Here is a 25,921-nt window from a genome sequence, read left to right as displayed (position 1 = left end):
ATGTTTTCCTTAATTTAAAACCATTCCTGCTGCATGTCTGCGCAGCAAGAGTCGAAGTGTGTCAGAATGTTAAGATCACGCTTAATCAGCGGTAGCTCCCAACGAATGAAATATTTAGCCGCTTGAAGCTTGCCTTGGTAAAAGTGCAAATCATCTTCACTGGTTGCCCTTGTCAGTGCATTTGCAGCCGTATTCGCCTGTCGAATCCACATCCAACTCACAAGTAACGTTGAGAATACATTCAGCATACAGGATGCATTCGCCAGCGATGCGGGCAAGCGCGTGTCGCCTAACCCTTTAGCAGCATTGGGTAAAATTGAAACAAATTGAGCCAAATATGGTGATACGGCATGCACTAACGCCTTTACATCATCCGACGAGACTTTGGCAAAATCGGCCTCTATGCGTGCTTGCAATAACCCTAGCCCCATTCCTCTGTTTTGCCATAATTTTCGAGTTAATAAATCCAGCGCCTGAATACCGTTGGTTCCCTCATGGATCGGGTTAAGGCGATTGTCTCGCCAACATTGCTCAACGGGGTATTCACGCGTGTAACCGGCACCACCAAGCACTTGAATGGCGAGATCATTTGCTTTCACTCCAAACTCAGAGGGCCAGGCTTTGATAGCGGGCGTAAGCAAATCTAATAGTTCAGTACTTTCTTTACGTGCATTTTTGTCTTCAAGTGTGTGAATATCATCAACTAACCTTGCACCATAAAAACACAGCGCCATTGCACCTTCTACGTAGGCTTTTTGCGCCAACAACATTCGCTTCACGTCGCCATGTTCAATGATAGGCACTTGCGGATCAGACGGTGCTATATTTGGTGCAGCACGCCCTTGTAGCCGATCTTTAGCATAAGCCAGCGAATATTGATAACCTCGATAACCAATCATCGCAGCGCCAAACCCAACACCTAATCTTGCTTCATTCATCATCTGAAACATGTATTTTAGGCCGACATTTTCCTCGCCGATAAGATATCCCAAACAATCGTCATTGTCGCCAAAACTCAGTGCCGTAGATGTGGTTCCGCGATAGCCTAACTTATGAATTAAACCCGCCAGCGCCACATCGTTTTTATCCGCAAGTTCGTTATTACTATCAAGCCGATATTTCGGTACGGCAAACAACGAAATCCCTTTTACGCCATCAGGCGCACCGTCAATTTTCGCTAGAACTAAGTGAATAATGTTTTCGCTCAACTCATGCTCGCCTGCCGAAATATAGAGTTTGCTCCCTTTGATCCGATACGTGCCATCATCTTGCTTGACCGCGCGCGTTTTAATATCTGCCAGCGAGGAGCCTGCATGCGGCTCAGTTAATGCCATCGTACCGGTATACGTCCCCTCCAACATACGTGGTAAAAATGCGGATTTAACAGCATCGCTGGCAAATGTACGGATCACGTTCGCAGCTGCGACAGTCAGAAATGGATATGCAGTGGTACTTGGGTTGGCTGCCATAAAATAGCCTGCACATGCAGTCATTACGGTTTCGGGAAGTTGCATTCCTCCCTCCTCATAGTCATAACGACCAGCAATAAAACCCGCTTCGTTGTACGCATCTACGGCTGATTTAACTGCATCCAGCATCGTCACTGATTGTCCATTAAACTCAGGCTCAGCTTTATCGGCAAGTGTGTTGTGAGGAGCAAACTTGTCAGTCGCGATGCGTTCTGCTGTGTCTAGCACGGCGTTGAAGGTATCACGTGAATGTTCGAAAAACCGTGCTCTTTGACATAACGTTTCGGTGTCTAAACACTCATATAGTTGAAAATCTAATTCTTTGCGTTTAATTAACGGTAAATCCATCTTGCGTACCTAACGTGACCTTTGCATTTAGCTTCGCATACCCGTACTCTTCACATAATTGTCATTTACGACATATTTATGGTCATATTCGCCAACTATCATTATTGCGAATAATCATCTAATCAAGTTATCAATAAAGGATGGATTTTTGTGCACACAGTCACGATTCTTGGATTTGATCAGGCCTATGCGAGCGCCATCACGGGCGCACTAGACCTCTTTTCTCTCACAGGCGTGACGTGGGAGCGCATGCAACACGCTGCGATAAGCCCTAAATTTAACGTTCAGCTTGCCTCGAAAGGCGGCTTGCCTATTAAGTGTATCAATGGCATTACCCTTGAAAGTCACATTGCAATTGAAGACGTTATGCAAACCGACGTGTTGTTAATTCCGACCATTGGTGGCCATATTGATAATGTATTGTCAGAAAACAAACGCTTAATGCAATATATTCGCCATCACTATTTGGCTGGCGCAGACATCGCCAGCAATTGCAGCGGCGCATTCTTTCTTGCCGAAGCGGGTTTGCTGACCGACAAAGAGGCAACAACCCACTGGGGCTACGCCGATGTGTTTCGCTCTCGCTATCCAGACGTTAATTTGCTGGAAGAACAAATGATCACGCAAAGCGATAGGTTATTTTGCTCAGGTGGCGGCATGGCATGGTTTGACCTAGCTCTGCTACTGATTGAGCGCTACTGCGGCTATCAGGTTGCATCGCAAGTTGCTAAGTCTCACATATTAGAAATCTCACGCGGCACACAAGCGGCTTATGCCCACATACGCAGCAAAAAATTTCATCAAGATGAAGAAATTTTGCAAGCACAAGAGTACATCGAGGCCCATTACAGTCATGCGCTTCCACTATCGTTACTACCAGAAAAACTCAATTTAGCACCAAGAACGTTTTTGCGAAGGTTTAAACAAGCGACACGCACAACGCCCTCTGACTATTTAAAGACGGTACGTTTAGAAGCTGCCAAGAAATTACTTGAGTTTTCATCCGATTCTACAGAACTCATTGTTAATCAAGTTGGCTACGAAGATGCGAGTTCATTCATCAGGTTATTTAAGCGCCACACTGGCTTATCGCCAGGCCAATATAGAAAAAAGTTTCAACGATTAGCACGCTAATTTGTTAAGCAACTGTGATGACCGACCGTGTACCGTGTAATCATTTTGTAAAATTTCGCATAGAACATAAAAATTACCCATTAAAATAGCTGCATATCGTCAATTTCTTGTTATCATAGAGGCTTGAATTGGTTGACATTAACGGACTAATCTTTGCTCCCCTTAGATTTTTGAACAAACTGTTACAAAGCAGTGTGACAAAAATGCTAACTCGGGATAGCAAGGGATTGTTGCCCCATTCATATTTGGAAAACACACACAATTAGTCACTTACTGGTGAACACATGAAACAACTCAATAAAGCAGTGCTAGCAGTTTGCATTCAATCAGCACTTATGAGCAACGTTGCATTCGCACAAGAAGACAACGCCAACGAACAACCATCAGGCCTTGAAACCATTACCGTTACAGCGCAAAAACGCAGTCAAACGATTGCCGAAGTGCCTGCACAAGTCAGCGCAATTACCGGTGAAGCAGTCAAAGATTACATGGGTGCGGCTGAGAACATCCGCGCGTTAGCAGGCCGTGTACCGAGCTTACAAATTGAATCATCTAATGGCCGCCAATCTCCACGTTTTTACATTCGTGGTTTAGGAAATACCGACTTTGATGTAAATGCTAATCAGCCCGTGTCTATGGTGCTAGATGAAGTGTCACTAGAAAATGCAGTACTGAAAAGTATTCCTATTTTCGACCTAGAGCGCGTTGAAGTGTTAAATGGCCCTCAAGGCACCTTGTTTGGCCGCAACACACCAGCGGGTATCGTTAAAATCGACACTGCAAAACCTGAGTTTGACGATTACGGTTACGTCTCAGGCGGTTTTGGTAAACGTGATACATGGTTTGTTGAGTCAGCCTATAACACAGAGCTATCTGAAAACTTTGCTGCGCGTGTATCATTAAAGTACCAAGAGCGTGATGCTTGGATTGATAACATCGCAAGAAACGAAGAAGTCGGTGGTTTTGAAGAATTAGCATACCGTCTTCAGCTACTTGGTGACTTTGACGATACGCGTGTATTGCTGAAGCTTCACGGCTTCGATCAAGATGGTGATATGCCGCAAGTATTCTACGGAAATGCACTGGAAAGTGAAAAAGAAGGGCTACCTGATGGATTTAACCCTGCCATCATTTCTCATAACAGCGCTTCAGGTTTCGAACTTGATCACATTGGTGGATCATTAAAAGTCGAACATGACTTTGGAATGTTTGATTTTACCTCTATTACAGGTTACGACGAACTAGAGAGCTTCAGTTTTGCAGATATCGATGGTTCGCCAATTCAAATCTTAGCGACCGGAGATGGCTTATCTGATCACTATCAGATTAATCAGGAATTCCGCATTTCTAAATCATTGGACAACGTTTTCTTCCAAGTTGGACTGTACTTCTTCGATGAAGACATAACCGTAGACAGTAACGTTTTTGACGGTACAGACGCCACGGTGGCGTTTACACAAACTGACCAACGCACAATTTCTCGCGCTGTATTCGGCCAGGTTGAAGTGGAAGCCAGCGATGACCTAGCGATTACTGCAGGGTTACGTTACACCGAAGACGATAAACAACTTGATATTCGTGAAGGTGGTACCAACAACATTCTGCATGAAATCAACAAAGATGATAATTATGTAAATTGGGATTTGTCTGCCAGATACACTATCGATGATAACTTCACTACATTTGCGCGTGTAGCAACTTCATCACGTGGCCCTGTTACTATTGGGCGTTTTGGTTTCCCAAGCTCAGCAGAAACAGAAACGCTCACGTCTTACGAGGTAGGTTTGAAAAGTGAATTGCTCGACCGCAGTGTGCGTTGGAACATCACCGCCTACACCTACGATATTGAAGATCATCAGCTAACGGCTACAGGTGGTGAGGCAAATACCAACTCATTGCTGAATGCAGACAATACGAGTGGTCATGGTATTGAAACAGACATTGAAGCTATCATCACAGACGAGCTTCGTGTATCGGCCAATTTAAGCTACAACCATACGGAAATTGAAGACGATACGCTTGGTGCAGAGCTCTGTGGCTCAACGCCCAAATGTAAGAGATTGGACCCTCCATTAAACCCAGATCAAGTTGATCCTGTTAAAATAGTATCGGTAGATGGCAATCCTCTCCCTCGCGCACCAGAATGGTTAGGTAACGTAAATATCAGCTATGAAATTCCATTCAATGACGGCTATATGTATGCCCAAACAGATTGGAACTACCGTAGCGACTCAAACATTTTCCTATATGAGGCTGTTGAATTTGTAGCAGAAGCGCGCTGGATTGGCGGTGTAAGAGCTGGCTATAAAAATGATGACGGGTTTGATGTTGCGATCGTTGGCCGTAACATCACTGATGAAATCGTTGTTGACGGTGCACTTGACTTCCTAAACTTAACGGCGTTCGTTAACGAGCCACGTTATTGGGGAATTGAAGCACGTTACGCGTTCTAATCACGCATCGTCATTTACTCGGTAAAATGAAAAGCACCTTCGGGTGCTTTTTTCTGTTGTGCTTTACACCCCATCATTACTGTCAATAGTTCGCGAAATTTACTGGCGTTTACGGCTTTTTCTTACACAATCCCCGCATATAAAAGGCGTTTTCCTTTTGTTGATTATGGTTGTAAAAAAAATTTAAAGTAAAAATTGCAATATTCTATTGCTTGAACAAGTTTTATACTTCAAACTATCATGGATTCTGTGAGATGCATTGGCGTGTCTCACACGACTTCGGGGTTGATTCTGGCTGTTGGCTTCCCGTTGGCGTAGATTGACAACAGCCTTGAGAAACTTTGAAATGAAACTATATGTAGGAAACCTGTCATACCAGATGACAGATGCCGATTTGGAATCCACGTTTGCAGCATTTGGCGCGGTAAATTCAGCCAAAATCATCATGGACCGTGAAACAAATCGCTCTAAAGGCTTCGGCTTTGTAGAGTTTGATGCTAAGGAAGAAGCAGAGTCTGCAATCGAAAATCTGAACGGTAAAGAAGTTTCCGGTCGATCTATCGTTGTAAACGAAGCGCGCCCACCGAAACCTAGAACTAATCAAGGTGGCAGAGGCCGTTTCTAACCCACTACCTGATTCTATTTAAAAGGCTCCTTTATGGGGCCTTTTACGATTCAGCGACTGGTCAAAATCAAATTCACTAGCTGGTCTTCTCGCTGGCGTTTACGTTACTCACCTCTAATCCAGTACTGTCTTAACACGCTAATCCTTTTCAACTATGCACAACCAAAGCCTCCCGATGCTTTTCCTTGGTTCTTTATACACCCCATACACTTGCTCTGAATCGTGGTTTCATCCTATCAGACAACCACGAAAACGTTACAAACCTGAAATGTGAGATACGTTAGCACCCGACAAAATTCGGGTACAAAAAAAGCTGACGGTACTTTAGGGCGTCGTCAGCTTAGTTGGTTTCAAATATGGGAGTTTGGCTACTCCCTAATTTATTAACGTACCAATTCAGGGTCTTCGGTTGTTGTCACTGGCGGTTGCGGTTTTTTACGAGAAAATACCTTACGGATATCATCCAGAATCACATACAACGAAGGCACCAATAACAGCGTGATCACCGTCGCAAACAATATACCAAACGCTAGCGATATCGCCATAGGAATCACTATTTGCGCCTGTAAGCTGCGTTCAAATATAATCGGCAACAACCCCATAAATGTAGTCAAAGACGTCAAGACAATCGCTCTGAAGCGCTGTGTACCTGCTTGAATGGCTGCATCAACGGTATTTAACCCTTCACGTCGAGCACGGTTAACAAAATCCACCATTATCAAGCTGTCATTCACCACAACGCCTGTTAGGGCAATGATGCCGCAAATGGAAAGTACGCTGACGGCATGCCCAAGCAACAAGTGCCCCACGATAGCTCCCACAATACCAAACGGGATAACAGACATGATAATAATAGGCTGCGAATACGACTTTAAAGGAATCGCCATCAACGCGTAAATAGCAAATAAGGCAAACACAAAGCCTTGTGCGAGGCTAACAAGTGCCTCCCCTTGCTCACGTGACGCGCCCTCAAGACGAAAACTCACTTTGGGATAGGTTTCCAGTAATGTTGGAATAAAATTATCCCTCACATTTGTCGCTACTTCATTCGGATCCACTCTTCCCTTATCGGCTTTCGCTGATACTGTAATTGAACGGTTCCCATCGACACGGATAATAGAACCATACCCTTCAGCCATTTCTAGCTCGGCCACTTCAGAAAACGGTATATCCTGACCAGACTGCGTTCGAATGCGCATTTCTTCTAGGTGGCCAATTGAAGATCGTTCGTCTTTTGGATAGCGCACCATCACTTTTACTTCTTCATCGCCGCGCTGAATACGCTGTGCTTCGGCACCGTAAAATCCATAACGTACCTGACGCGCTAGCGCATCTAAGCTTAGCCCCAAAGCCTCCGCTTCAGGTTTAATGTGTAAGCGGACTTCATCGCTTCCTCCACTAAACGAGTCATTAATATCAGCGATACCGTCAAATTCGTGCAAGTGACGCTTCAACTCATCGGTTGCCAGCCTTAATTGTTGCAAATTCTCACTGCTAAACTCGAACGTCAGATCTGCACCGCCGCCCGGACCACCGCCTGGCGCACCGATGTCTACAGACTTCACACCGGGAATCTCGGGCATCATCTCACGCCATTTATCCTGTATGGCGAAGGCGTCAATGTCGCGAGTCTCGCCTTTAGTCAATTCAGTAAACACTTGCCCCGACAGATTGCCGTTATCGAAGGCAATAGAATGCTTAACAACAGGCCCTCCATGATTTTCTTCCATAAATGCATTCATGTCATTCAACGACTGCATAAGCTGTTCTAATGCTGCATCCCGCTGCGCGATAGACGAGCCAGGTTCCATCTCTACCGTTCCCATCATAAAGTCGTTAGGAATGTTTGGGAAAAAGACAAATCTGACCAATCCACCGCCAAACAATCCAACGGTAAGAATCATCATGGCCAGAAAAGAAGCCAATGTGGTATAACGGTTACGTATCGCTTTCGTGACAAAAGGTTGGTACTTCTTACGAATGAAGGTTTTGATCCCCTCACTAAACAGATCTCTAAACCTTTGAAACTTGTTCGCTTTCTCTGGGTTATATGGCCTGTCTTTCATGTGTGCTAAGTGAGCAGGCAATATCAGTTTGGATTCAATCAGTGAAAAAATTAAACAAATTATTACAACCCAACCGATGGTTTTCCAAATCACGCCAAATGTACCTGGTACCATCAACATCGGGGTGAATGCCGCAATAGTCGTAAGCACACCGAAGGTTGCAGGCATGGCCACTTTTTTTACGCCGGCTATTACATTATCGATATTGTGGCCTTTTTGATCGATCTCAGTATATGCGGACTCCCCCATAATAATGGCATCATCAACCACAATACCTAGCACTAATATAAAGCCAAAGAGACTTATCATATTAATAGAGAGGTTAAAGAACTCTAAAGGCATGAACAGGAGTGTACCTAAGAAGCACACCGGTAGCCCTACCATTACCCAAGCGGCCAAACGAAACTTCAAAAACAACGATAAAACCAAAAATACCAGCAGTGCACCAAAAAACATGTTGCTGAGCATCATGTTCAATCTATCTGCTAAATAAAAAGAGCTGTCTCCCCACGTATCGGCCTGAATATTCGGTGGCATGCTTGCTTTACGTTTGTCTAAAAACGTATTCACCGCGTCTGAAATATCTAGCGCATTTTGGTCACCAACAGATTGAATACGAATATTCATAGCAGGCTTGCCATCAAAAATGGCAAAACTATTTTCTTCAACAAAACCATCTCGTATTGTAGCGATATCGCCCAGTAGTAAACGCGTTCCGTCTTGCCTCGACACCAGTACGAGATTTTCAAAATCAAACCCAGTATACGCCTGCCCTTTCGCACGCAATAGAATATCGCCGCTATCGGAACGTATCGAACCACCAGGTAGATCAATAGATGAACGTCGCACGGCGTTGACCAATTCGTCGAAGGTTAAATTGTACTCTTGCAGCTTAACTTCAGAGATTTCAATCGCCACCTCGTAATCACGCGCCCCCAACACCTGTACCGCTGACACACCAGGCAAATTAGCGATTTCGTCACGTAAGTCTTTCGCGTATTCCTTAAGCTCTCGCTCCGAAGCATCGCCATACACAGAGACCCAAAGCACATCTTGGGTAGCCTTTTGGCGATATATCACGGGCTTTTCTGTGTTATTTGGAAACGTAGGAATAGCATCAACCTGAACCTTGACTTCATCAAGCACAATCTGAGGATCATAATCATCTTCAACCTCAATGTTGACTCTCGCCATACCCTCTGTAGCGGTTGATGTGACTTTCTTGATGCCCTCCAAGTTCTCAATGGCTTCTTCAATTTTAATAATAACGCCTTCTTCCACTTCCTGTGGCGCCGCCCCTAAATAAGGCACGCGAACGACAATATTATTCAACTCAAACGTCGGGAATACCTGTTTTTGAATTGATGCCGCACCAAATAATCCACCAATGATTAAGATCCACATCAGTAAGTTGGCAGCGACGCTATTTCTGGCAAACCAAGCAATTAAGCCTTTGTGGGTGTCGATTTTACTCATTAGCGCTCTCCTGAGACAGCTAACTCCGTCTCTGTCGCTTCGTCCGTTGACTCATTCTGCTCAGCATCATCTTCGGGCAAACGTACTACCATGCCATTATACGGGTTTGGAATAGCGCTCGTGGTGACAAGCTCGCCGCTGTCTAAGCCCGATACAATATAATGATACTTTTCGTCTGAACGCTGAATAGTCACGTTTCTTAGTTCGATTTCTCGGTTGTCAGTGACCACTAATACAGTTCCATCTAATCTCACCACTTCGCGGGGTAATACCACAACATCGGTGCCTTTATTTCCACCTATTGACGCTTGAACAAAACGCCCAAAATTCAGAACATTCCCTTCAGCACCCGCTTTTCTGAGATAAGGGTCTTCAACCGTTGCAACGACATAAAGTACACGACGCTGTTCATCTAGCACTCCTTCGCTTCGAGCCAACTTCGCCGTCCATGCAGCATCACGGCCGGCGACGCGCGTTGTCAGTGTCACTTCTGTCTGGTTGTTGTTTACCAAGTTTAGGTCCAGATAAGCCAAATCTTTGTCGGTCAGTGGCAACCTCACTTCAGCCAGCTCAGTACCGAAAATACTACCCAGTTGGCTTCCTGCAGTCACAAACTGACCTAAATCAACCAACTTCGATTTGACTAACCCATCGTAAGGTGCACGAATCGTTGTTCTCTCAAGATTACGTTTTGCTCGCTCCAATTGTGCTTCAGCGGCGCGAACGTTGGCCATTTCTTTCGCCAACTGCGGCTTACGTAAGCCCAATTCAGGCGCAGGACTGCTCTTCACACTGCGCCACTCTTCTTCTGCGACCTTGCCTCGTGCCTGCTCTTCTTCAAGTGCCGCTTTCGCTCTGGCAAGTTCAGCCTCAGCAGCCTTTAAATCTGTGGTGTAATCTGACTGCTCAAGCTGCACCAATACATCACCTTTACGAAACATGCCACCTTCGATAAAGGTATCCGACACTTCGACCACTTTTCCGCCGACTTGTGTGCTTAATGTGGTCGCCACTTTGGGTTTTACTGTTCCCTGAGAGTTAACGGTATAGGTTAAGTCTTGTTTCTCAACAGGCGTGGCTTGAACAAGAAATGCTTTTTCTTCAACGTCTTTCTTTTCGGGAGGCGCTTTGGACGAAATCATGACAGCAGCTATGACGGCCGCAATTGCCACGATAAGTAGCGGGATTCCCCCTCTTTTTAGTGCGTTACTCATTAGTTGTTCCTTGAACGTAAACGTATTCCAATTCTATTCTACTACTGAATTAACCAGGTATAACATATGACAAATGTTAGATTTTGTTACGTATCCCTCAGTGCCCGTCATACACGGAATATCTAGATGCGCATTCCAATCAATTAAAGTACAAAATAAGACAAAACCAGAAGCCGGAGAACAGGCAAATTATAAGCTGTCGAATGAGATTTCAAGAAAAGAAAAAGACAATCAGATATGCAACAGAAAAAACGCTCACCTGAACAGTGAGCGTCGATTTGTGTTAAGAAATGTTATGACAAAATTATTAAAGTGAAGACTCTAATTCAGGCAGCACCTCAAATAGATCGCCCACCAAGCCATAATCTGCAACCTGGAAAATAGGCGCTTCTTCATCTTTGTTAATTGCCACAATGATCTTTGAATCTTTCATCCCAGCAAGATGCTGAATGGCACCCGAAATTCCAACAGCAATGTAGAGTTGAGGTGCGACAATTTTACCCGTTTGTCCTACTTGCATATCATTCGGCACAAATCCGGCATCTACAGCTGCACGTGATGCGCCAATCGCAGCACCTAATTTGTCTGCAATCCCTTCAAGTAATTTGAAGTTTTCACCATTTTGCATGCCACGGCCACCCGAGATAATCACGTCTGCAGCAGTCAGTTCTGGACGCTCCGATTCTGTCAACGACTCGCTAACAAAGGCAGATTTCTCGGCTAGCTTTACCGTTTCAACGTTCTCGATAGGTGCACTACCTTCAGCGCTTGCTGCATCAAACGCCGCCGCACGCACAGTCACCACTTTTATTGCATCTGATGTTTTCACTGTCGCAATTGCATTGCCCGCGTAAATCGGTCTTACAAATGTGTCGTCACTTTCTACATCAATGATGTCAGATATTTGTGCAACATCTAAAAGTGCAGCCACGCGCGGCATGAAGTTCTTACCCGTTGTCGTCGCAGCAGCAAGAATATGCGAGTATGCTTTGCCAAGTTCCAGCACCAAATCAGCGATATTTTCCGCCAATTGGTGCGCGTAAGCATTGTTGTCAGCAACAATCACTTTTGCCACGCCAGAGATTTTTGCAGCGTCTTGTGCAATGTCACCAACATTTTCGCCAGCAACAAGAAGGTGAATATCTCCTCCCATTTTTTGCGCAGCGGTGATCAATTTGCTGGTTTCAGACTTTAAGTGCTGATTATCGTGTTCTGCGTATACAAGAATCGCCATTAGATCACCTTCGCTTCATTTTTTAACTTTTCAACCAACTCAGCAACATCCGCCACTTTAATACCACCTTCACGCTGTGGTGGAGGCGTCACTTTAATCACAGAAACATGCGACGTTAAATCGACACCAAAATCTGCTGCACTTTTTACGTCTAACGGCTTACGCTTGGCTTTCATAATATTCGGAAGTGAGGCGTAACGCGGCTCATTTAAGCGTAAATCAGTCGTGACAACCGCTGGAAGCGTCAGTTGCACGGTTTGCAAACCACCGTCAATTTCACGGGTAACATTCACCTTGCCGTCATCAACATTCACTTCTGACGCAAACGTGCCCTGAGGCATGCCCGTCAAAGCGGCTAGCATTTGACCAGTCTGGTTGTTGTCTGAGTCAATTGACTGCTTACCTAAAATCACCAACTCTGGTGATTCTTCTTCAACCACCTTTTGTAAAAGTTTGGCGATTTGAAGCGAGTCAAGCTGTGCGTCAGTGTCAATTTGGATACCGCGATCAGCACCCAGTGCTAATGCAGTTCGAATTTGCTCCTGACAGGCTTTGTCACCAATAGACACCACAACTATTTCAGTTGCAACGCCCTTTTCCTTCAATCTAACCGCTTCTTCCACTGCAATTTCGCAAAATGGATTGATAGACATTTTTGTATTCGTAAGGTCAACCGCCGAATTGTCAGGTTTTACTCTCACCTTAACGTTGTAATCGATGGCGCGTTTAACCGGCACAAGTATTTTCATTTTCACCTCTATGCTTAGGCGTTTTACAATATAATACCGAGACACAATCATAAACTGCCTGATATGTCTCAGGTAGGGTAATACGGTTTTACCGCTCGGGTGGCGTCAATGTACTTATAGTTGACGTGAGCGTCAACCAACACTACCCTTTTGACCTTCATTAAATTTACTTATTTTTGACAATGGTCAAAATTTCTTTAACTAATAGTTTACTATAACAAAGGAGAAACCAGTGGAACGCGAATCTATGGAATTTGATGTCGTCATAGTCGGAGCAGGACCTGCTGGGCTCTCAACAGCTATTCGACTCATGCAGCTTGCCAACGAAAAACAACAAGAGCTGATGATATGCGTTGTTGAAAAAGGCTCAGAAGTCGGTGCACATATTCTATCTGGTGCAGTATTTGAACCAAAGGCGTTAAACGAGCTCATTCCAGATTGGAAAGAAAAAAATGCGCCGCTCAATACCAAAGTGTCAGAAGACCATATTTATCTGCTAAATGACGACACGCGCGCCCAGAAGCTTCCTAATGCCATCACCCCAAAAACCATGCACAATGAAGGCAACTACATTGTGAGTATGGGCAATGTTTGTCGCTGGCTTGCTGAGCAAGCAGAACAACTGGGGGTTGAGATATTTCCAGGCTTCCCCGCCGCTTCATTGATTGAAAACGAAGATGGCAGTATTGGCGGAGTCATTACAGGTGATATGGGTATTGGGGCTAATGGTGAACAAAAAGATTCCTATATGCCCGGCATGGAGTTACGTGCCAAACAAACTATTTTTGCCGAAGGTTGCCGTGGCCATTTAGGTAAACAACTTATCGAGAAATTTGGCTTGGATGAAGGCAAGTCACCTCAACATTATGGCATTGGCTTCAAAGAGATTTGGGATATCGATCCTGAAAAGCATCATGAAGGCCTAGTCGTTCACTCTGGTGGCTGGCCACTTACTGACTGTAATGGCGGTAGTTATCTCTACCACGCTGAAAACAATCAAGTCTTTGTTGGGCTAATTATCGATTTAAATTACGACAATCCACACCTAAGTCCATTTGACGAATTTCAGCGAATGAAACACCACCCAGTGTTTAAACAATACCTCGAAGGCGGAAAGCGCGTTTCTTATGGTGCACGAGCAATCACTAAAGGTGGATTTAATTCCCTTCCCAAGATGACCTTCCCTGGCGGTATGTTAGTGGGTTGTAATGCGGGTACGTTGAATTTCGCGAAAATTAAAGGCAACCATACGGCAATGAAGACAGGCATGCTAGCGGCTGAAACCCTCTTTACAGCCCTGTCGGAAGAGCGTGCTGAGGGTAAAGATTTAACAGAATTTGAGGAAGCATTTAAGGCATCTTGGGTTTATGATGAACTTTATCATTCCAGAAATTTTGGTCCTGCGATGCACAAGTTTGGGAGCTTTTGGGGAGGTGTATTTAACACAGTTGAGCAAAATTTCTTTGGCGGAAATATGTTTGTTAATCTTCAAGACAACCACAAAGATTATGCGCAATTAAAGGACGCATCGTCATGTGAAATGATTGCATATCCAAAACCTGACGGTGTGTTAAGTTTTGATAAACTGTCTTCCGTATTTCTATCAAATACGAATCACGAAGAAGATCAGCCTTCTCATTTAAAATTAAATAATCCCGATATACCCATTAACGTAAATCTTCCTAAATACGCTGAACCCGCGCAAAGGTATTGCCCTGCTGGCGTATACGAAGTAGTGGAAGATGAACAAGGAAATAAAGTTTTTCAAATTAATAGTCAGAACTGTGTTCACTGCAAAACCTGTGATATTAAAGACCCGAGTCAAAATATCACTTGGGTCACACCTGAAGGTACAGGTGGGCCAAATTATCCAAATATGTAGGTATTGATTTGTAAATTAATTAAGAAAAAGCGGCATTAGTCGCTTTTTTTTTGATTAAATTAAGTTAAACTCCAATTTAGATTTGCAAACCACATTATATTTTAGGTACCAAGAATGAACGAGTTTTTATCTATTTTAACTCACGGAAGACGTCTTCAAGGCGCAGTTAAGGATTTATCTTTAGAAGAATTGACAGAAGTTGCAGATAAATTAAATAAAATTATCGAAACGCGCCGCGTTAAAGAAGAGGAACTTAGAAAGGTTGAAAAAGAAAAGCTCGATAAGATAGATGCGATTTGTAAGCAATTAGAAGAAGCAGGGCTAGCACTTGAAGATCTTCAATCAACTGATGTCGCGAAAAAGCTAAGAAAAACCGGTTCAAAACGCCCTGTTAAATATATTCTTCGTGATAAAGACGGCTCTGAGCATACTTGGACGGGCATTGGTAGAATGCCGAAAGTCTTTTCTCAAGCATTGGCCGACGGAAAAGATTTAGACGATTTCTTACTATAATCACTAAATCAAGATAAAGGTCACTCATGTGGCCTTTACTCTTTACCCAATTCTATTTCCTACTACATAACCATATAGCCATCACGCTGAAATGGGCTTTTTCTTACCTTGACTTGAAATGCGTAGTTTCGCCCCAATACTTTTAGCAAAATTATTCGTAATGGCGTTGTATGACTTTACACTATCAAATTTCACATTTTCCTGCAGATGAAGCCCATGCAGACGGCCAATCTCGCGCTCCACTCGTGTTGATCCACGGTTTGTTTGGAAGCTTAGAAAACCTAGCTCTAGTGAGACGTGAATTTGAATCAGAACGCAGTGTTATTTCTATTGATTTACCCGATCATGGTAAATCTACGCACTCGAATACGTTTTCATTTTCTGATTACGCTAAGCAGATCGTGGAATTGCTAGATTCATTGTCATTCGATTCTTACATCCTCTTAGGTCATTCACTCGGAGGGAAAGTCGCAATGCAAGTCGCTTTAGAAGGCGCAATAAAAATAGAAAGATTAATTGTGGCTGATATTGCCCCTGTCGCCTATGAAGCAAGACATCAATCGGTTTTTCAAGGTTTAAATAACGTTGATTTGACATCTATCAATACACGATCAGACGCCGATGCTATGCTAGCCGAGTGCATATCAGAAACGGGCGTCAGACAATTTCTATTAAAAAGCCTTTATCAAGAGAACGGACAATGGCAATGGCGATTTAATTTACCCATGCTAGAGCGTAACTATGATACGCTGTCCGGAGCATTGCCTGTTAAGGGCACATTTGATAACCCAGTACTTTTTGTCAAAGGAGGACGATCAGATTACATTAAACCAGCGTATAAAGAGCGAATTCTCGCATTGTTTCCAAATAGTCAGGCAAAAGTGATTGGAAGCGCAGGACACTGGTTACATGCAGAAAAACCAGCAGCCTTCAATCATATTGTCAGAAATTTTATTAATGACTAACGTGTGCGAATAAGAGTCATTAGCATTCGATTAATGACTGATATGTGATATAGTTCGCGCCGTTTCACACTTCGATGAACTAAAATGCTAAATGAATATTACGAGCAAATTGAAGCAATCATCTTAAATTTGGCCCTTGCAGGCCTGTTTGTCTTGATGGGATTTGCGATCCACGATGTGCTGAAAAAGAACGATGTTCCTATGTTCGGTCGCGCAATTGCGTATCTAGTACTCTTTTTAGGTGCGGCCGGCTTTATTGCCAAAGGGCTCATTCAAGTCTTCTGGCAGTCTAGCGGAGTAACCGGATAATTAGGTTATTTCTTTGATTTATAAACTTGAGGTGTCTTAAAAAATGGCAAGTGTAGGTCTGTTCTTCGGAAGCGACACTGGCAACACCGAGCATGTTGCCAAAATGATCCAAAAAGAGCTGGGTAAAAACCTGATTGAGGTTCACGACATCGCCAAGAGCAGTAAAGAGCAAATTGCAGACTTTGACCTGCTAATCTTTGGTATTCCCACCTGGTATTATGGTGAGGCTCAATGTGATTGGGACGATTTCTTTCCTGAATTGGAAGAAATCGATTTTGCAGATAAGTTAGTGGCTATTTTCGGTTGCGGAGATCAAGAAGATTACGCAGAATATTTTCTTGATGCGATGGGCATGATCAGAGATATTGTTGAACCTAAAGGTGCAATTTTAATCGGTCAATGGCCAACAGAAAGCTACGATTTTGAAGCATCAAAAGGCATGGCTGACGAAAATCATTTCGTGGGTTTGGGCATTGATGAAGACCGTCAACCTGAACTAACAGATAGCCGTGTTAAAGCTTGGTGTAAGCAGCTCCACGAAGAGATGTGCTTAGCCGAATTAGCTTAAGCTTAGGTAGTATTGAGCACAAAAAGGAGCCGATGGCTCCTTTTTCAGTTTTATACTCTTTAGAAGCGATTTAATACGCGCCCGCACTGTAGATTAATTCGTAGCTGTGGCTATAAATTTCTACGATATTACCGAAAGGATCTTCCATATAAATCATTCTGTAGGGCTTTTCACCTGGGTAATAATAACGAGGTTTCTCCATACGTCGCTTGCCCCCCGCTGCGACTATTTTCTCGGCTAACCCTTCAACATCTGGGTCCTGCACACAGAAATGAAAGACACCCGTTTTCCAGTATTCAAAATTATTGTCTGGGGTTTGCTGATTCGGGAACTGAAATATCTCTACGCCTACTCTGTCACCTGTTGAAAGATGCGCGATCTTAAAACTTCCCCAACCTTTGCCGAAAACATCAGTGCACATTTCTCCTATTGCAGAATCGTCCTCTTCTATCGTCGTTGGCTCCATTATAAGGTACCACCCCATAACGCCAGTGTAGAATTTGACTGCTTCTTCAAGATCGGGAACAGAAATACCAATATGCGAGAAGGTTCTCGGATAAACAGACTTTGTCATTTCGCCTCCAGTGATTACATGAATATGAATGAATGTTCAACCAATACAGTTTACGCCAGCCAAATAATTACGTTAAATTATCATTAATAATCACTTAAATAATAAATTATTATGATAAATCCGATATTTCTCAAAACGTTTTGCGTCTTGTACCGAAACACACATTTCACTCAAACCGCTCAGGTATTACATATGACGCAACCTGGCGTAAGCCAGCACATACACAAGCTTGAAGAGCAACTCAGCGCACAACTTTTCATTCGTAAAGGCAAGCACATCATCGCTACGGAAGCAGCAAAAACGCTCTATGAGCACGCAATAGCTATTTTAGATACCCTAGAATCGCTACCATCCGAAATTAAAAAGGATAGCCCATATGAAGGAGAAGTCAGTATTATGTCGCCTGGCGGAGTAGGATTATTGCTTTATGAAAGATTGCTCCATGAGCAAAGGACTCATCCACAGCTATCGATTCAATTTCGTTTTGCTCCCAACACCGACACAGAACGTGCTATCAGCCAACGAAAAGCAGATATTGGTATAGTGACACTGCGCCCAACTTTAGCAGACATCACCAGTTTAAAAATTGGAAACGATCCTCTTTTGCTCGTGTTGCCATCAAAATACAAAGAGCCTACTTGGACGGCAATCGAACAGCTCGGCTTTATCAATCACCCCGATGGTGAATTGCATGGAACGTCACTACTAGCAGAAAACTATTCAGAATTTACGAGCATCTCCTCAATAAAGCAGAGCGGCTTTTCAAATCAAATTAGTTTGATTCTTGATCCCGTTAGTTTAGGGTTAGGATTCACTGTACTTCCTAAGTCAGCGGTACTGGCTTACCGAAATCAGGCATCAATATCAGCGTTTAGCTTAGAAAATCCCGTTTTAGAACCGATTTTCTTGATTCACAATACAGTGGCGCCCCTGACAAAACGCGCTAAATTTATCTCAGACGTGATTAAAAACAAAATTGTTGATGTGTCAGAAAGTGTAGGGTAAGAAAAAATACTTCTAACAATGCTACACCGTAAATTTAGATACAGACTCTCGCATTTGATGCATCATTTTATCTACGTGATGTGTTGCTTCGTTAGACTGTTGAGTGTAAGTGGCATTCTGTTTTGCTAGCTGTACAATTTGAGCTAACTCACGTGTAACTTCATCAAGTAAGCGATCTTGTGTTTCGGTGTCTGTCACTATGTGCTGGTTAACCTCAAACAGTTTATCAATAATTGATTGAATATCTGCCACTTGTTCGTTCACCTGCGTGATTAATGCAACGCTCTCTTGGCTTTGTTTTGCTCCCTCATTAATTGCATGAACTGCTTGTTCAGAATCTTTTTGCAAAGCCGCAATCATCGTCTCGATTTCTTCCGTAGAATCATGTGTTCGGTTTGCTAACGTTCTAACCTCATCTGCAACAACAGCAAAGCCCCTTCCCTGCTCTCCCGCCCTTGCAGCTTCGATGGCTGCATTTAATGCGAGTAGATTCGTTTGCTCTGCGATCGTTTTAATCACATCTAGAATACTGCCAATCTTAATACTGTTATCTGCTAAACGCTGCATAATTTCTGACGACGTATCTGAGTGCTTGGCAACCAAGCTAATTTGCTGACGGCTCTTGGTCACAAGTTGGCTAGCCGAAGACGATTGCGCTCTCACATTGTCAAGCTGCTCCATCGCAAAACGAATTTGCTCAAGGGTAGACTGGCTGGTTTCTTTTACTGTTTGTGTATTATTTGACGCGACATTCACCTTATCACGCTGCATATCGACTTGCTGAAGGGTTTTCTCACCCAGTTGAGCACTTTCTTTGGTAGCACTTTCAAGTTGATCAGCTTGAACCCGCATTTGTCCGACAACAGCATGGAGACTTTGAGAAAGTTGGTTAACGTTTTGCGCAAGGACAGAAAACTCATCTTGGCCTTGCGTGTCAGCAAGGTGCGTTAGATCGCCATTACTAATAATACTTAGGCTATTTTGAATTTTAGTTAACGGGCGCGAGATAATTCTGGCAACCAAGGTCGCGCTAACAGCAATAAAAATAAACGCCACAATCATCACGAAAACAGAAGTAAGAATATTGCTCTCGACTACCTCTAATATATCCCGTTGTCCGGCTTTCGCATCTTCGTTCACCTGTTCAAAAATGGCTGAGAACACATCAATGGCTTGTATCTGTGCATCTTCTGCTGCTTCCATTTGCTGTTGGGCTTCTTGTAGCAATGCAATTTTGTTACTTTGTAATGCAAAGAGCCCTGATTCAGACATCACCATAGACTGAACATTCGCAAATTGTTCGTTAAACATATCAACCACGCCATCGGTGTCTACTTCTTCCGCAAGACGATTGAGATAGTCTTTATCGACAGCAACATTACTCAACACAAATTCAATGTCTCCTTTTATCGTGTCACTCAACTCAGGATCTGTTACCGACACATATTCTTTTACTGAATTAAGCATGGGCAGTAACTTGTTGTCGATATTGGTGCCAGTGCCGATTAAGGTATCGAGCTGAGGCGAGTCGCTTTCTATGTATGACAAATCCATCATCAACGCACTCGCTTCATCAGTACCTCTGAGTATCTGTTGAGCAAGCGCGTCTATTTGGGAGTCTAGATTGAGTTGTTCCTTTCGGGTCTGATACATTTTTTCGCTAAGTGAAAGATAGGTATTTGATTGACTGACACCCTTCTCAAATTGTTGCCGGTTTACCACCAACGAAGCAACACCAGCAATGTATCCTTGGAGTTTATCAGAGAGCGTACCAAAGGCTGCGTGACTCTCATTCACGCCCTCAAGCGATTGTTTGTAATATCCGCTGGTGGATTCCTTCGCCAATGTGAGCAGTGTATTTTGAACCTCTAACATCCTCTCTTGGATGGGCATCTTTTCGTTTACAACCACTTCTGCTGATTGCTTAATTTCATTCAATCCAAAATATGAAATTACATTTGTGAAAAGTAACAAACAGCCTAGAGCCACAAAGCCCAATACCAACTTGGTAACTACATTCAATTGCATGTCCAGAATCGCTTATTTTTTCTTTTATATCGTCAAAGGGTAAATAATATTTAAGGTCAATCGCGTCCTTATTGACAGCTCAAATACCATTTTTTTACATTTATTACACTAGTGTAACAGCTGGTACGATGACTTGGCTACGTATAAATCCTAAAAAGACGAAATAACTATCAACAAGTACAGTTTTTAACGAGTTGGAAGATAAACGCTTTTAAAACTCATTTACTCCCCTATAATAGTGCCAATATTTAGCAGACCAGAATGCATAATGGATCAGAACAAAGAACTAAAGAAAGCAGGCCTCAAAGTCACATTGCCACGCCTAAAGATCTTAGAAATACTTCAAGAGCCAGAAAATCAGCATATTAGCGCCGAAGACGTGTACAAAATCCTGATCGAGCAAGGCGAAGAGATTGGTCTGGCAACAGTTTATCGTGTTCTTAACCAATTCGACGATGCCGGCATTCTGAACCGCCACCACTTTGAAGGCGGTAAGTCTGTATTTGAAATTAGCCACAAAAAACATCACGACCATTTAGTATGCTTAAAATGCGGCAAAGTGATCGAGTTTGAAGATCCCGTTATCGAGCAACGCCAAGAAGAGATTGCCAAAGCAAACAATATGAAACTTACGCACCATAGCTTATACCTGTATGGCGAATGTACAGACGGTTCATGTGACGAAAATTAGTGAAATATACGCTATTTCGGATTTATCATAATCCGAGATATTCTTCTTAAAAAAACGGTGTCAACAGACACCGTTTTTTATTTCGATATTGTAATTAAGCCCTGAAGCGGTCGTACCGATATTCGAACGTGTTATTCAGCCCAAAAATGTTTTTGGCGTTCTCGTTGGCATGCGCGTCACTAATTCATAACTACTCGAGTCTGACCAGTGTGCAACTTCGTTGGCATTCAGATTTTGCCCCCATAACTCAACCTCATCACCAATATTTATCTCTTTGAGGTCTGTCACATCGGCCGTTATCATGTCCATGGAAACACGTCCTGCGAGTTTAGCACGCTGACCATTGATAAGGATCGGTGTACCTGATTTGGCATTTCTTGGGTACCCATCGCCGTATCCTGCGGCAATAGTCGCAATTCGGGAATGTCGCTGCGCCTGCCAAGTATTGCCATACCCTACATATTCTCCAGGTTCGATATCTCTCACTGCTATAACGCTTGATTGGAATGTCATCACGGGCTTTAACTGATCAGCGATGGCATGGGTACCATTAAACGGAGATAGTCCGTACAGCATGATACCTGGCCTAACAAAATCCCCGCAGCTTTGTGGTATCGACATCAGCGCAGCAGAATTAGCTAAACTGGTTGAAAAGATAGCGTCTGGCGATGCTTCATGAATGTCTTGTTTCACCGCCATAAAGCGATGTAATTGGCGAGCATTTAATTCATTTTTTATTTCATCGGCACTGGCAAAATGCGTCATTAATGTACTCACCGTCACATGTGGAATAGCCGACAAACGCGCCCAAAGCGCAAGGGCATGTTTAGGCATTACGCCTAATCTATGCATACCTGTGTCTATTTTTAGCCAAATATGTATAGGCTGGCATAACGTCACCGCTTCGAGGTGAGCAACTTGAGTTTCGCAATGCACAACGACGTCAATACCGAGCGTCTCACAGGTGGTGTACTCATCAGCGCTAAAACATCCTTCGAGGAGTAATAGCGGTACATCAATGCCTTCTTCACGAATATGTCTGGCTTCCTCTAAACAAGATACAGCAAAGCGCGCAACTTCCGACTGAAGCGTTCGAGCAACCTCGACACTGCCATGACCATATGCATCCGCTTTAATTGCTGCAACGATTTGACTATCTGGCGCAGTCGCTTTGACCAGTTGGCAGTTATGTTTTAACGCGTTTAAATCGATACGGATTTGAGTAGGGCGACTCATGAAAATAAGGTTCTCTGTTTCACTGGTTGTACATCAATAGTCGAACTGGTGTGCCAAATATAATCGCTGCACCACTTTTGCCAAGTCCCCCGGCACGCCTTTCCCAACTGGGTTGCCATCAATGCTTGTCACTGGTGCAACCCCTTTGCTTGAACTAGTCAGCCATACCTCATCGGCATCGAGCAATTCATCAAGCAAGACAACCCGTTCCTGAATTTCGAAGATACCTTCTTTATTCAACATATCGAGTAAAATCTGACGCGTAATGCCCGGTAGTAGCTGATTATTCAGTTCAGGCGTGGAAATCACATCATTTTTAACGATAAACACATTGCACGCAGCCGCTTCCGTCACTTCATTCTTGCCATTGTATAGCACCACTTCATTGGCGCCCTCATCTTGACTAGACTGGAAATGCAACACATGCCCCAGCAATGACGTAGATTTAATATTGCACCGTTTCCAGCGCAGATCTTCGGCAGTCGTGATTGCCAACCCTTTTCCAGAACATTGATCAATGGGTTGTTGTGGGGGAATTTCAAACGCGTAAGCAAACACCGTCGGTTTGGTATTTTTGGGAAAACCATGAAAACGCTTAACATCCTCACCACGGCTCACATGAATATAAATTCCTGCATTTTCATACTTATTTTGACTCAGCAATGTCGTGGCAATGTCTCGCCAATCACGCTCTGCCATCGGCAGGCTTAGCGCAATTTCGCGCAAACTGTTTTGAAGACGGGCAATATGCGGACCAAATCCCACTAATTTCCCTTGGTAGGAGGGGATCACTTCATAAACTCCATCACCGAACAGAAAGCCTCTGTCCATTGGCGATATTTTCGCATTTTCAGCCGGAATAAACTCACCGTTGAGATATACAATTCCCATACATGTCCTGTTAGCCGATTTGACTCAGCAGTCGATAAGTAAAGTGCATTAAAAATTATGTTTATCTTACTCTGGTATGGGCAATAGGTGAATGTTTCTTTGTGCAAAAGCACGTAAATTGAGTAAGTTATGCGCATTCTCAATCGAGATAGGAGAAAACACTACCAAATCACCAGGACGGCATTGAGCCAACTTGTCTACATCATGACTAAACACGCTACCCAATTTAGGGTATCCCCCTATCGTCTGATACTCTGCCATCATCACAATAGGTTGGCCATTCGGTGGAATCTGCACTGCACCACGGGTTATTCCTTCGGATACCAGCCCCCGTTTATCCCATCCGATTTGTGCGCCTTGTAACCTCACGCCCATTCGGTTTGCATCAGGCGTGACAGTATAGGTTGAGGCGTAGAATGTAGCACGCGACACGGGGGAGAATTCATGAGCCTGAAACCCCTCTACCACTCTCAATGTAATCGGTGCAGATGTAAGTGATGTAGACGTTAGCGATTCTTCGTGCAAAGGCATCCGATACAGTCTGCGAACACTGCCTACTTGCGCCGATAACGGAAGCTTATCCCCGGCTTTTAACAGGCTTCCGACACTATCTACTCCCCCCAGTTTCTCTCGCTGCGATGTGGTTGGGCTGCCAAATATAGCGGGTACATCAAATCCTTCTGATACCGCCAAATAGGCTCGCATGCCCAACGTTGGGCATGCAATGTCAACTCGGCTTCCAGCGTCAAGTTGCACCGTTCGATTCATCGCCACAGCAGTGTGATCTTTATGTATGTCAGACATAGCACCTGTCACTGCAATAAAACACGTTTTGTGGGCAATAAAAGACAGCGAACCAAATAAAATCTCAATGCCTGCTGAATTAGCATCGTTGGAACAAAGCCTATTAGCAAGATTAAAGGCAGTTTGATCTGACGCTCCAGCAGCGGTTATCCCCATAGACGCAACACGTTCTCTCTGTGCTCCGACAATTAATGCTTGGCCTGAAACCGATATTATCTCAATCACGCTCCACCTCTGCACATTGCGCTTCGTAGGTAAGCAGATCGATAGCCGTAAAGCTCACGCTGTCGCCTACCCTAAAGCGATTTGGCTGCGGCGATGTGGCACAAAATAATGGCACCGCGGTACGACCAATCAAATTCCAGCCGCCGGGAGACGACGATGGATAAATAGCAGTTTGTGACTCTGCTATTGCAAGGGCTCCCGCTGGTACATGTTTTCGTGGCGAATCTAAACGTGGTACGCGCAAAGCGTCAGGCAAGGTTCCTAAGAAGCCAAATCCTGGCGCAAAGCCAAGGGCGAATACCCGAAACGTACATGATAAAAATGCATCTAAATAATCTGACTGTGACAACCCGGTCACATGAGACACCCTTAGCCAGTCGAGTTCGTCGGGCATACCAAAGTAAACCGGAATTTTATGGTGTCGCATTGCTTCAGATTTCCCACACTGGGCAATTGTACTCACCTCTTGAAGCAAAGACTTCACCGCAAAATGATCAGTGATAAGTGGGTTGTAACGCACCAATATTGAATGGTAAGACGGCGTAACATCGCGCAACCAGCAAGACAATTCTGCATGATGCTCGTCCCTCTCTGGGTAGAGTAAGTATTGAGCAATCTGGCCAATTAACTGATTGGCACATATACCATCTGTATCTTTTACATACACTATGAGAGCATCTTCTGATGCGGGAAATATATCAATTTGCATTGTGACTACAGTAAGGAACGAATCTGTTGAATCGCCTGCAAGGCGTCCGTCGAATCACCATGCACACACAATGTATCTGCCTCTAATGCCAACCATGAACCGTCAGACGCTTTTACTCGCCCGTCCTTAATTAACATTTTAGCTTGCTCTACCATTTCTTTGAGGCTTAGCACTGCGCCTTGTTGCTCACGAGGAGTGAGCTGACCACTTGGCATATAACGCCTATCGGCAAACGCTTCATAACGCAGCGTTACTCCGTTTTTAGACGCAATTTGCTGATACGCAGAGTTGTGTAGTCCCGCTTGAATCACCAACTCAATCGGTCGATAAAACGAAGACGTCGCCTCAACAACAGTCTGAAATACACCGAAATCTTTCATCATATCGTTGTACAGTGCACCGTGGGGTTTCATATAGGTGACAGCCCCTTCTACACACTGCGCAATTCCGTCTAATGCGGAAAGCTGATATATCAACATGGCGTGAAGTTCTTCTGCGGGCAAACGCATGCTACGTCGACCGAATCCTTGCAAATCTGGATAAGAGGGATGCGCACCAATTTCTACCTGATTTTCTATGGCTGCCACGACAGTATTACGCATGACCATTGCATCACCGGCATGAAAACCACATGCAATATTCGCCATATCGATCAACGGCAAAATGGCTCGGTCATCTGCCATTTTCCAGATCCCATAACTTTCACCTAAATCGCTATTGAGTTTCATTATCCCTACCGCAGTAAAATCAGAT

22 protein-coding genes are annotated in these 25,921 nt (G+C 43.9%); 10 read left to right on the top strand and 12 right to left on the bottom strand.

Features of this window, described 5'->3' with window-relative positions; translation table 11 throughout:
• Positions 1–14: 14 nt before the first annotated feature.
• Positions 15–1,817, bottom strand: a complete 1,803-nt coding sequence (locus tag OE749_RS04490; RefSeq protein ID WP_263711163.1) for an acyl-CoA dehydrogenase — start codon at positions 1,815–1,817, stop codon at positions 15–17.
• Positions 1,818–1,967: 150 nt separating this feature from the next.
• On the opposite strand from OE749_RS04490, the gene OE749_RS04485 reads away from it, so the two are divergent.
• The 3 genes from OE749_RS04485 to OE749_RS04475 all read left to right on the top strand — a co-directional run bounded on the left by OE749_RS04485 (position 1,968) and on the right by OE749_RS04475 (position 6,029).
• A complete protein-coding gene (locus OE749_RS04485; protein WP_263711162.1) occupies positions 1,968–2,951 on the top strand; it encodes a GlxA family transcriptional regulator in 984 nt (327 codons plus the stop codon).
• Positions 2,952–3,235: 284 nt separating this feature from the next.
• Complete coding sequence (locus tag OE749_RS04480) at positions 3,236–5,404, top strand: TonB-dependent receptor (RefSeq protein ID WP_263711161.1); 2,169 nt, start codon at positions 3,236–3,238, stop codon at positions 5,402–5,404.
• Positions 5,405–5,750: 346 nt separating this feature from the next.
• Positions 5,751–6,029: an RNA recognition motif domain-containing protein gene (locus OE749_RS04475; RefSeq protein WP_263711160.1), complete on the top strand. Its 279-nt coding sequence runs from the start codon at positions 5,751–5,753 to the stop codon at positions 6,027–6,029.
• Between the two features lie 383 nt (positions 6,030–6,412).
• Here OE749_RS04475 and OE749_RS04470 read toward each other — a convergent pair whose 3' ends face one another.
• From OE749_RS04470 to OE749_RS04455, 4 genes are all read right to left on the bottom strand, one after another.
• Positions 6,413–9,571: an efflux RND transporter permease subunit gene (locus OE749_RS04470; protein ID WP_263711159.1), complete on the bottom strand. Its 3,159-nt coding sequence runs from the start codon at positions 9,569–9,571 to the stop codon at positions 6,413–6,415.
• The gene (locus OE749_RS04465; RefSeq protein ID WP_263711158.1) at positions 9,571–10,785 is read right to left on the bottom strand and encodes an efflux RND transporter periplasmic adaptor subunit; all 1,215 of its coding nucleotides are present in this window, start codon (positions 10,783–10,785) and stop codon (positions 9,571–9,573) included. Before OE749_RS04465 ends, OE749_RS04470 begins: the two co-directional genes overlap by 1 nt.
• Positions 10,786–11,092: 307 nt before the next feature.
• Positions 11,093–12,019, bottom strand: coding sequence for an electron transfer flavoprotein subunit alpha/FixB family protein (locus tag OE749_RS04460; protein ID WP_263711157.1), 927 nt, complete (start codon positions 12,017–12,019; stop codon positions 11,093–11,095).
• Positions 12,019–12,768, bottom strand: a complete 750-nt coding sequence (locus OE749_RS04455; RefSeq protein WP_263711156.1) for an electron transfer flavoprotein subunit beta/FixA family protein — start codon at positions 12,766–12,768, stop codon at positions 12,019–12,021. The genes OE749_RS04460 and OE749_RS04455 overlap by 1 nt, the downstream gene beginning before the upstream one ends.
• Before the next feature lie 247 nt (positions 12,769–13,015).
• Between OE749_RS04455 and OE749_RS04450 the strand changes: the two genes are divergently transcribed.
• The 5 genes from OE749_RS04450 to fldA all read left to right on the top strand — a co-directional run bounded on the left by OE749_RS04450 (position 13,016) and on the right by fldA (position 17,005).
• Positions 13,016–14,650, top strand: a complete 1,635-nt coding sequence (locus OE749_RS04450) for an electron transfer flavoprotein-ubiquinone oxidoreductase (protein ID WP_263711501.1) — start codon at positions 13,016–13,018, stop codon at positions 14,648–14,650.
• 114 nt (positions 14,651–14,764) lie between these two features.
• Positions 14,765–15,163, top strand: a complete 399-nt coding sequence (locus tag OE749_RS04445) for an H-NS histone family protein (protein WP_263711155.1) — start codon at positions 14,765–14,767, stop codon at positions 15,161–15,163.
• Positions 15,164–15,333: 170 nt separating this feature from the next.
• Positions 15,334–16,128: an alpha/beta fold hydrolase gene (locus tag OE749_RS04440; protein ID WP_263711153.1), complete on the top strand. Its 795-nt coding sequence runs from the start codon at positions 15,334–15,336 to the stop codon at positions 16,126–16,128.
• An 84-nt stretch (positions 16,129–16,212) separates the two neighbouring features.
• On the top strand, positions 16,213–16,437 hold the full coding sequence (locus OE749_RS04435; RefSeq protein ID WP_263711152.1) for a DUF2788 domain-containing protein: 225 nt from the start codon (positions 16,213–16,215) through the stop codon (positions 16,435–16,437).
• Positions 16,438–16,480: 43 nt separating this feature from the next.
• Positions 16,481–17,005, top strand: a complete 525-nt coding sequence (gene fldA / locus OE749_RS04430) for a flavodoxin FldA (RefSeq protein ID WP_263711150.1) — start codon at positions 16,481–16,483, stop codon at positions 17,003–17,005.
• Between the two features lie 70 nt (positions 17,006–17,075).
• Here the strand turns inward: fldA and OE749_RS04425 are convergent, their stop codons facing one another.
• Entirely contained in the window at positions 17,076–17,579 is a 504-nt protein-coding gene (locus OE749_RS04425) for a lactoylglutathione lyase family protein (protein WP_263711149.1), read from the bottom strand.
• A 111-nt stretch (positions 17,580–17,690) separates the two neighbouring features.
• Here OE749_RS04425 and OE749_RS04420 point away from each other — a divergent pair, with 111 nt between their 5' ends.
• Positions 17,691–18,584, top strand: coding sequence for a LysR family transcriptional regulator (locus OE749_RS04420; protein WP_263711148.1), 894 nt, complete (start codon positions 17,691–17,693; stop codon positions 18,582–18,584).
• 21 nt (positions 18,585–18,605) lie between these two features.
• Here the strand turns inward: OE749_RS04420 and OE749_RS04415 are convergent, their stop codons facing one another.
• Complete coding sequence (locus OE749_RS04415; protein ID WP_263711147.1) at positions 18,606–20,612, bottom strand: methyl-accepting chemotaxis protein; 2,007 nt, start codon at positions 20,610–20,612, stop codon at positions 18,606–18,608.
• Between the two features lie 268 nt (positions 20,613–20,880).
• On the opposite strand from OE749_RS04415, the gene fur reads away from it, so the two are divergent.
• On the top strand, positions 20,881–21,303 hold the full coding sequence (fur, locus tag OE749_RS04410; protein WP_318527864.1) for a ferric iron uptake transcriptional regulator: 423 nt from the start codon (positions 20,881–20,883) through the stop codon (positions 21,301–21,303).
• A gap of 135 nt (positions 21,304–21,438) precedes the next feature.
• Here the strand turns inward: fur and alr are convergent, their stop codons facing one another.
• The 5 genes from alr to OE749_RS04385 all read right to left on the bottom strand — a co-directional run bounded on the left by alr (position 21,439) and on the right by OE749_RS04385 (position 25,896).
• Entirely contained in the window at positions 21,439–22,539 is a 1,101-nt protein-coding gene (gene alr, locus OE749_RS04405) for an alanine racemase (RefSeq protein ID WP_263711146.1), read from the bottom strand.
• Between the two features lie 33 nt (positions 22,540–22,572).
• Positions 22,573–23,430 (bottom strand): D-amino acid aminotransferase, encoded by an 858-nt coding sequence (locus OE749_RS04400; RefSeq protein ID WP_263711144.1) that lies wholly within the window; start codon positions 23,428–23,430, stop codon positions 22,573–22,575.
• 66 nt (positions 23,431–23,496) lie between these two features.
• The gene (locus tag OE749_RS04395; protein WP_263711143.1) at positions 23,497–24,459 is read right to left on the bottom strand and encodes a 5-oxoprolinase subunit C family protein; all 963 of its coding nucleotides are present in this window, start codon (positions 24,457–24,459) and stop codon (positions 23,497–23,499) included.
• Positions 24,452–25,168, bottom strand: a complete 717-nt coding sequence (locus OE749_RS04390; protein WP_263711142.1) for a 5-oxoprolinase subunit B family protein — start codon at positions 25,166–25,168, stop codon at positions 24,452–24,454. Before OE749_RS04390 ends, OE749_RS04395 begins: the two co-directional genes overlap by 8 nt.
• A 5-nt stretch (positions 25,169–25,173) precedes the next feature.
• Entirely contained in the window at positions 25,174–25,896 is a 723-nt protein-coding gene (locus OE749_RS04385) for a 5-oxoprolinase subunit PxpA (RefSeq protein WP_263711141.1), read from the bottom strand.
• Between the last annotated feature and the right edge of the window lie 25 nt (positions 25,897–25,921).

This window comes from Fluctibacter corallii, from assembly GCF_025751585.1.
Classification (GTDB): domain Bacteria; phylum Pseudomonadota; class Gammaproteobacteria; order Enterobacterales; family Alteromonadaceae; genus Fluctibacter_A; species Fluctibacter_A corallii.
The sequence above is the reverse complement of the archived record's forward strand: the minus strand, read 5'-3'. Positions and strand labels throughout refer to the sequence as shown.

Bases quoted from the DNA above. Each gene is read 5' to 3' on its own strand.
- OE749_RS04390 (WP_263711142.1), bottom strand. From the start codon at position 25,168: ATGCAAATTGATATATTTCCCGCATCAGAAGATGCTCTCATAGTGTAT.
- OE749_RS04415 (WP_263711147.1), bottom strand. From the start codon at position 20,612: ATGCAATTGAATGTAGTTACCAAGTTGGTATTGGGCTTTGTGGCTCTA.
- OE749_RS04420 (WP_263711148.1), top strand. From the start codon at position 17,691: ATGATAAATCCGATATTTCTCAAAACGTTTTGCGTCTTGTACCGAAAC.
- OE749_RS04440 (WP_263711153.1), top strand. From the start codon at position 15,334: ATGACTTTACACTATCAAATTTCACATTTTCCTGCAGATGAAGCCCAT.
- OE749_RS04425 (WP_263711149.1), bottom strand. From the start codon at position 17,579: ATGACAAAGTCTGTTTATCCGAGAACCTTCTCGCATATTGGTATTTCT.
- OE749_RS04465 (WP_263711158.1), bottom strand. From the start codon at position 10,785: ATGAGTAACGCACTAAAAAGAGGGGGAATCCCGCTACTTATCGTGGCA.
- fur (WP_318527864.1), top strand. From the start codon at position 20,881: ATGGATCAGAACAAAGAACTAAAGAAAGCAGGCCTCAAAGTCACATTG.
- OE749_RS04400 (WP_263711144.1), bottom strand. From the start codon at position 23,430: ATGGGAATTGTATATCTCAACGGTGAGTTTATTCCGGCTGAAAATGCG.
- OE749_RS04445 (WP_263711155.1), top strand. From the start codon at position 14,765: ATGAACGAGTTTTTATCTATTTTAACTCACGGAAGACGTCTTCAAGGC.
- OE749_RS04455 (WP_263711156.1), bottom strand. From the start codon at position 12,768: ATGAAAATACTTGTGCCGGTTAAACGCGCCATCGATTACAACGTTAAG.
- fldA (WP_263711150.1), top strand. From the start codon at position 16,481: ATGGCAAGTGTAGGTCTGTTCTTCGGAAGCGACACTGGCAACACCGAG.
- OE749_RS04490 (WP_263711163.1), bottom strand. From the start codon at position 1,817: ATGGATTTACCGTTAATTAAACGCAAAGAATTAGATTTTCAACTATAT.
- alr (WP_263711146.1), bottom strand. From the start codon at position 22,539: ATGAGTCGCCCTACTCAAATCCGTATCGATTTAAACGCGTTAAAACAT.
- OE749_RS04475 (WP_263711160.1), top strand. From the start codon at position 5,751: ATGAAACTATATGTAGGAAACCTGTCATACCAGATGACAGATGCCGAT.
- OE749_RS04480 (WP_263711161.1), top strand. From the start codon at position 3,236: ATGAAACAACTCAATAAAGCAGTGCTAGCAGTTTGCATTCAATCAGCA.
- OE749_RS04470 (WP_263711159.1), bottom strand. From the start codon at position 9,571: ATGAGTAAAATCGACACCCACAAAGGCTTAATTGCTTGGTTTGCCAGA.
- OE749_RS04460 (WP_263711157.1), bottom strand. From the start codon at position 12,019: ATGGCGATTCTTGTATACGCAGAACACGATAATCAGCACTTAAAGTCT.
- OE749_RS04385 (WP_263711141.1), bottom strand. From the start codon at position 25,896: ATGAAACTCAATAGCGATTTAGGTGAAAGTTATGGGATCTGGAAAATG.
- OE749_RS04435 (WP_263711152.1), top strand. From the start codon at position 16,213: ATGCTAAATGAATATTACGAGCAAATTGAAGCAATCATCTTAAATTTG.
- OE749_RS04450 (WP_263711501.1), top strand. From the start codon at position 13,016: ATGGAATTTGATGTCGTCATAGTCGGAGCAGGACCTGCTGGGCTCTCA.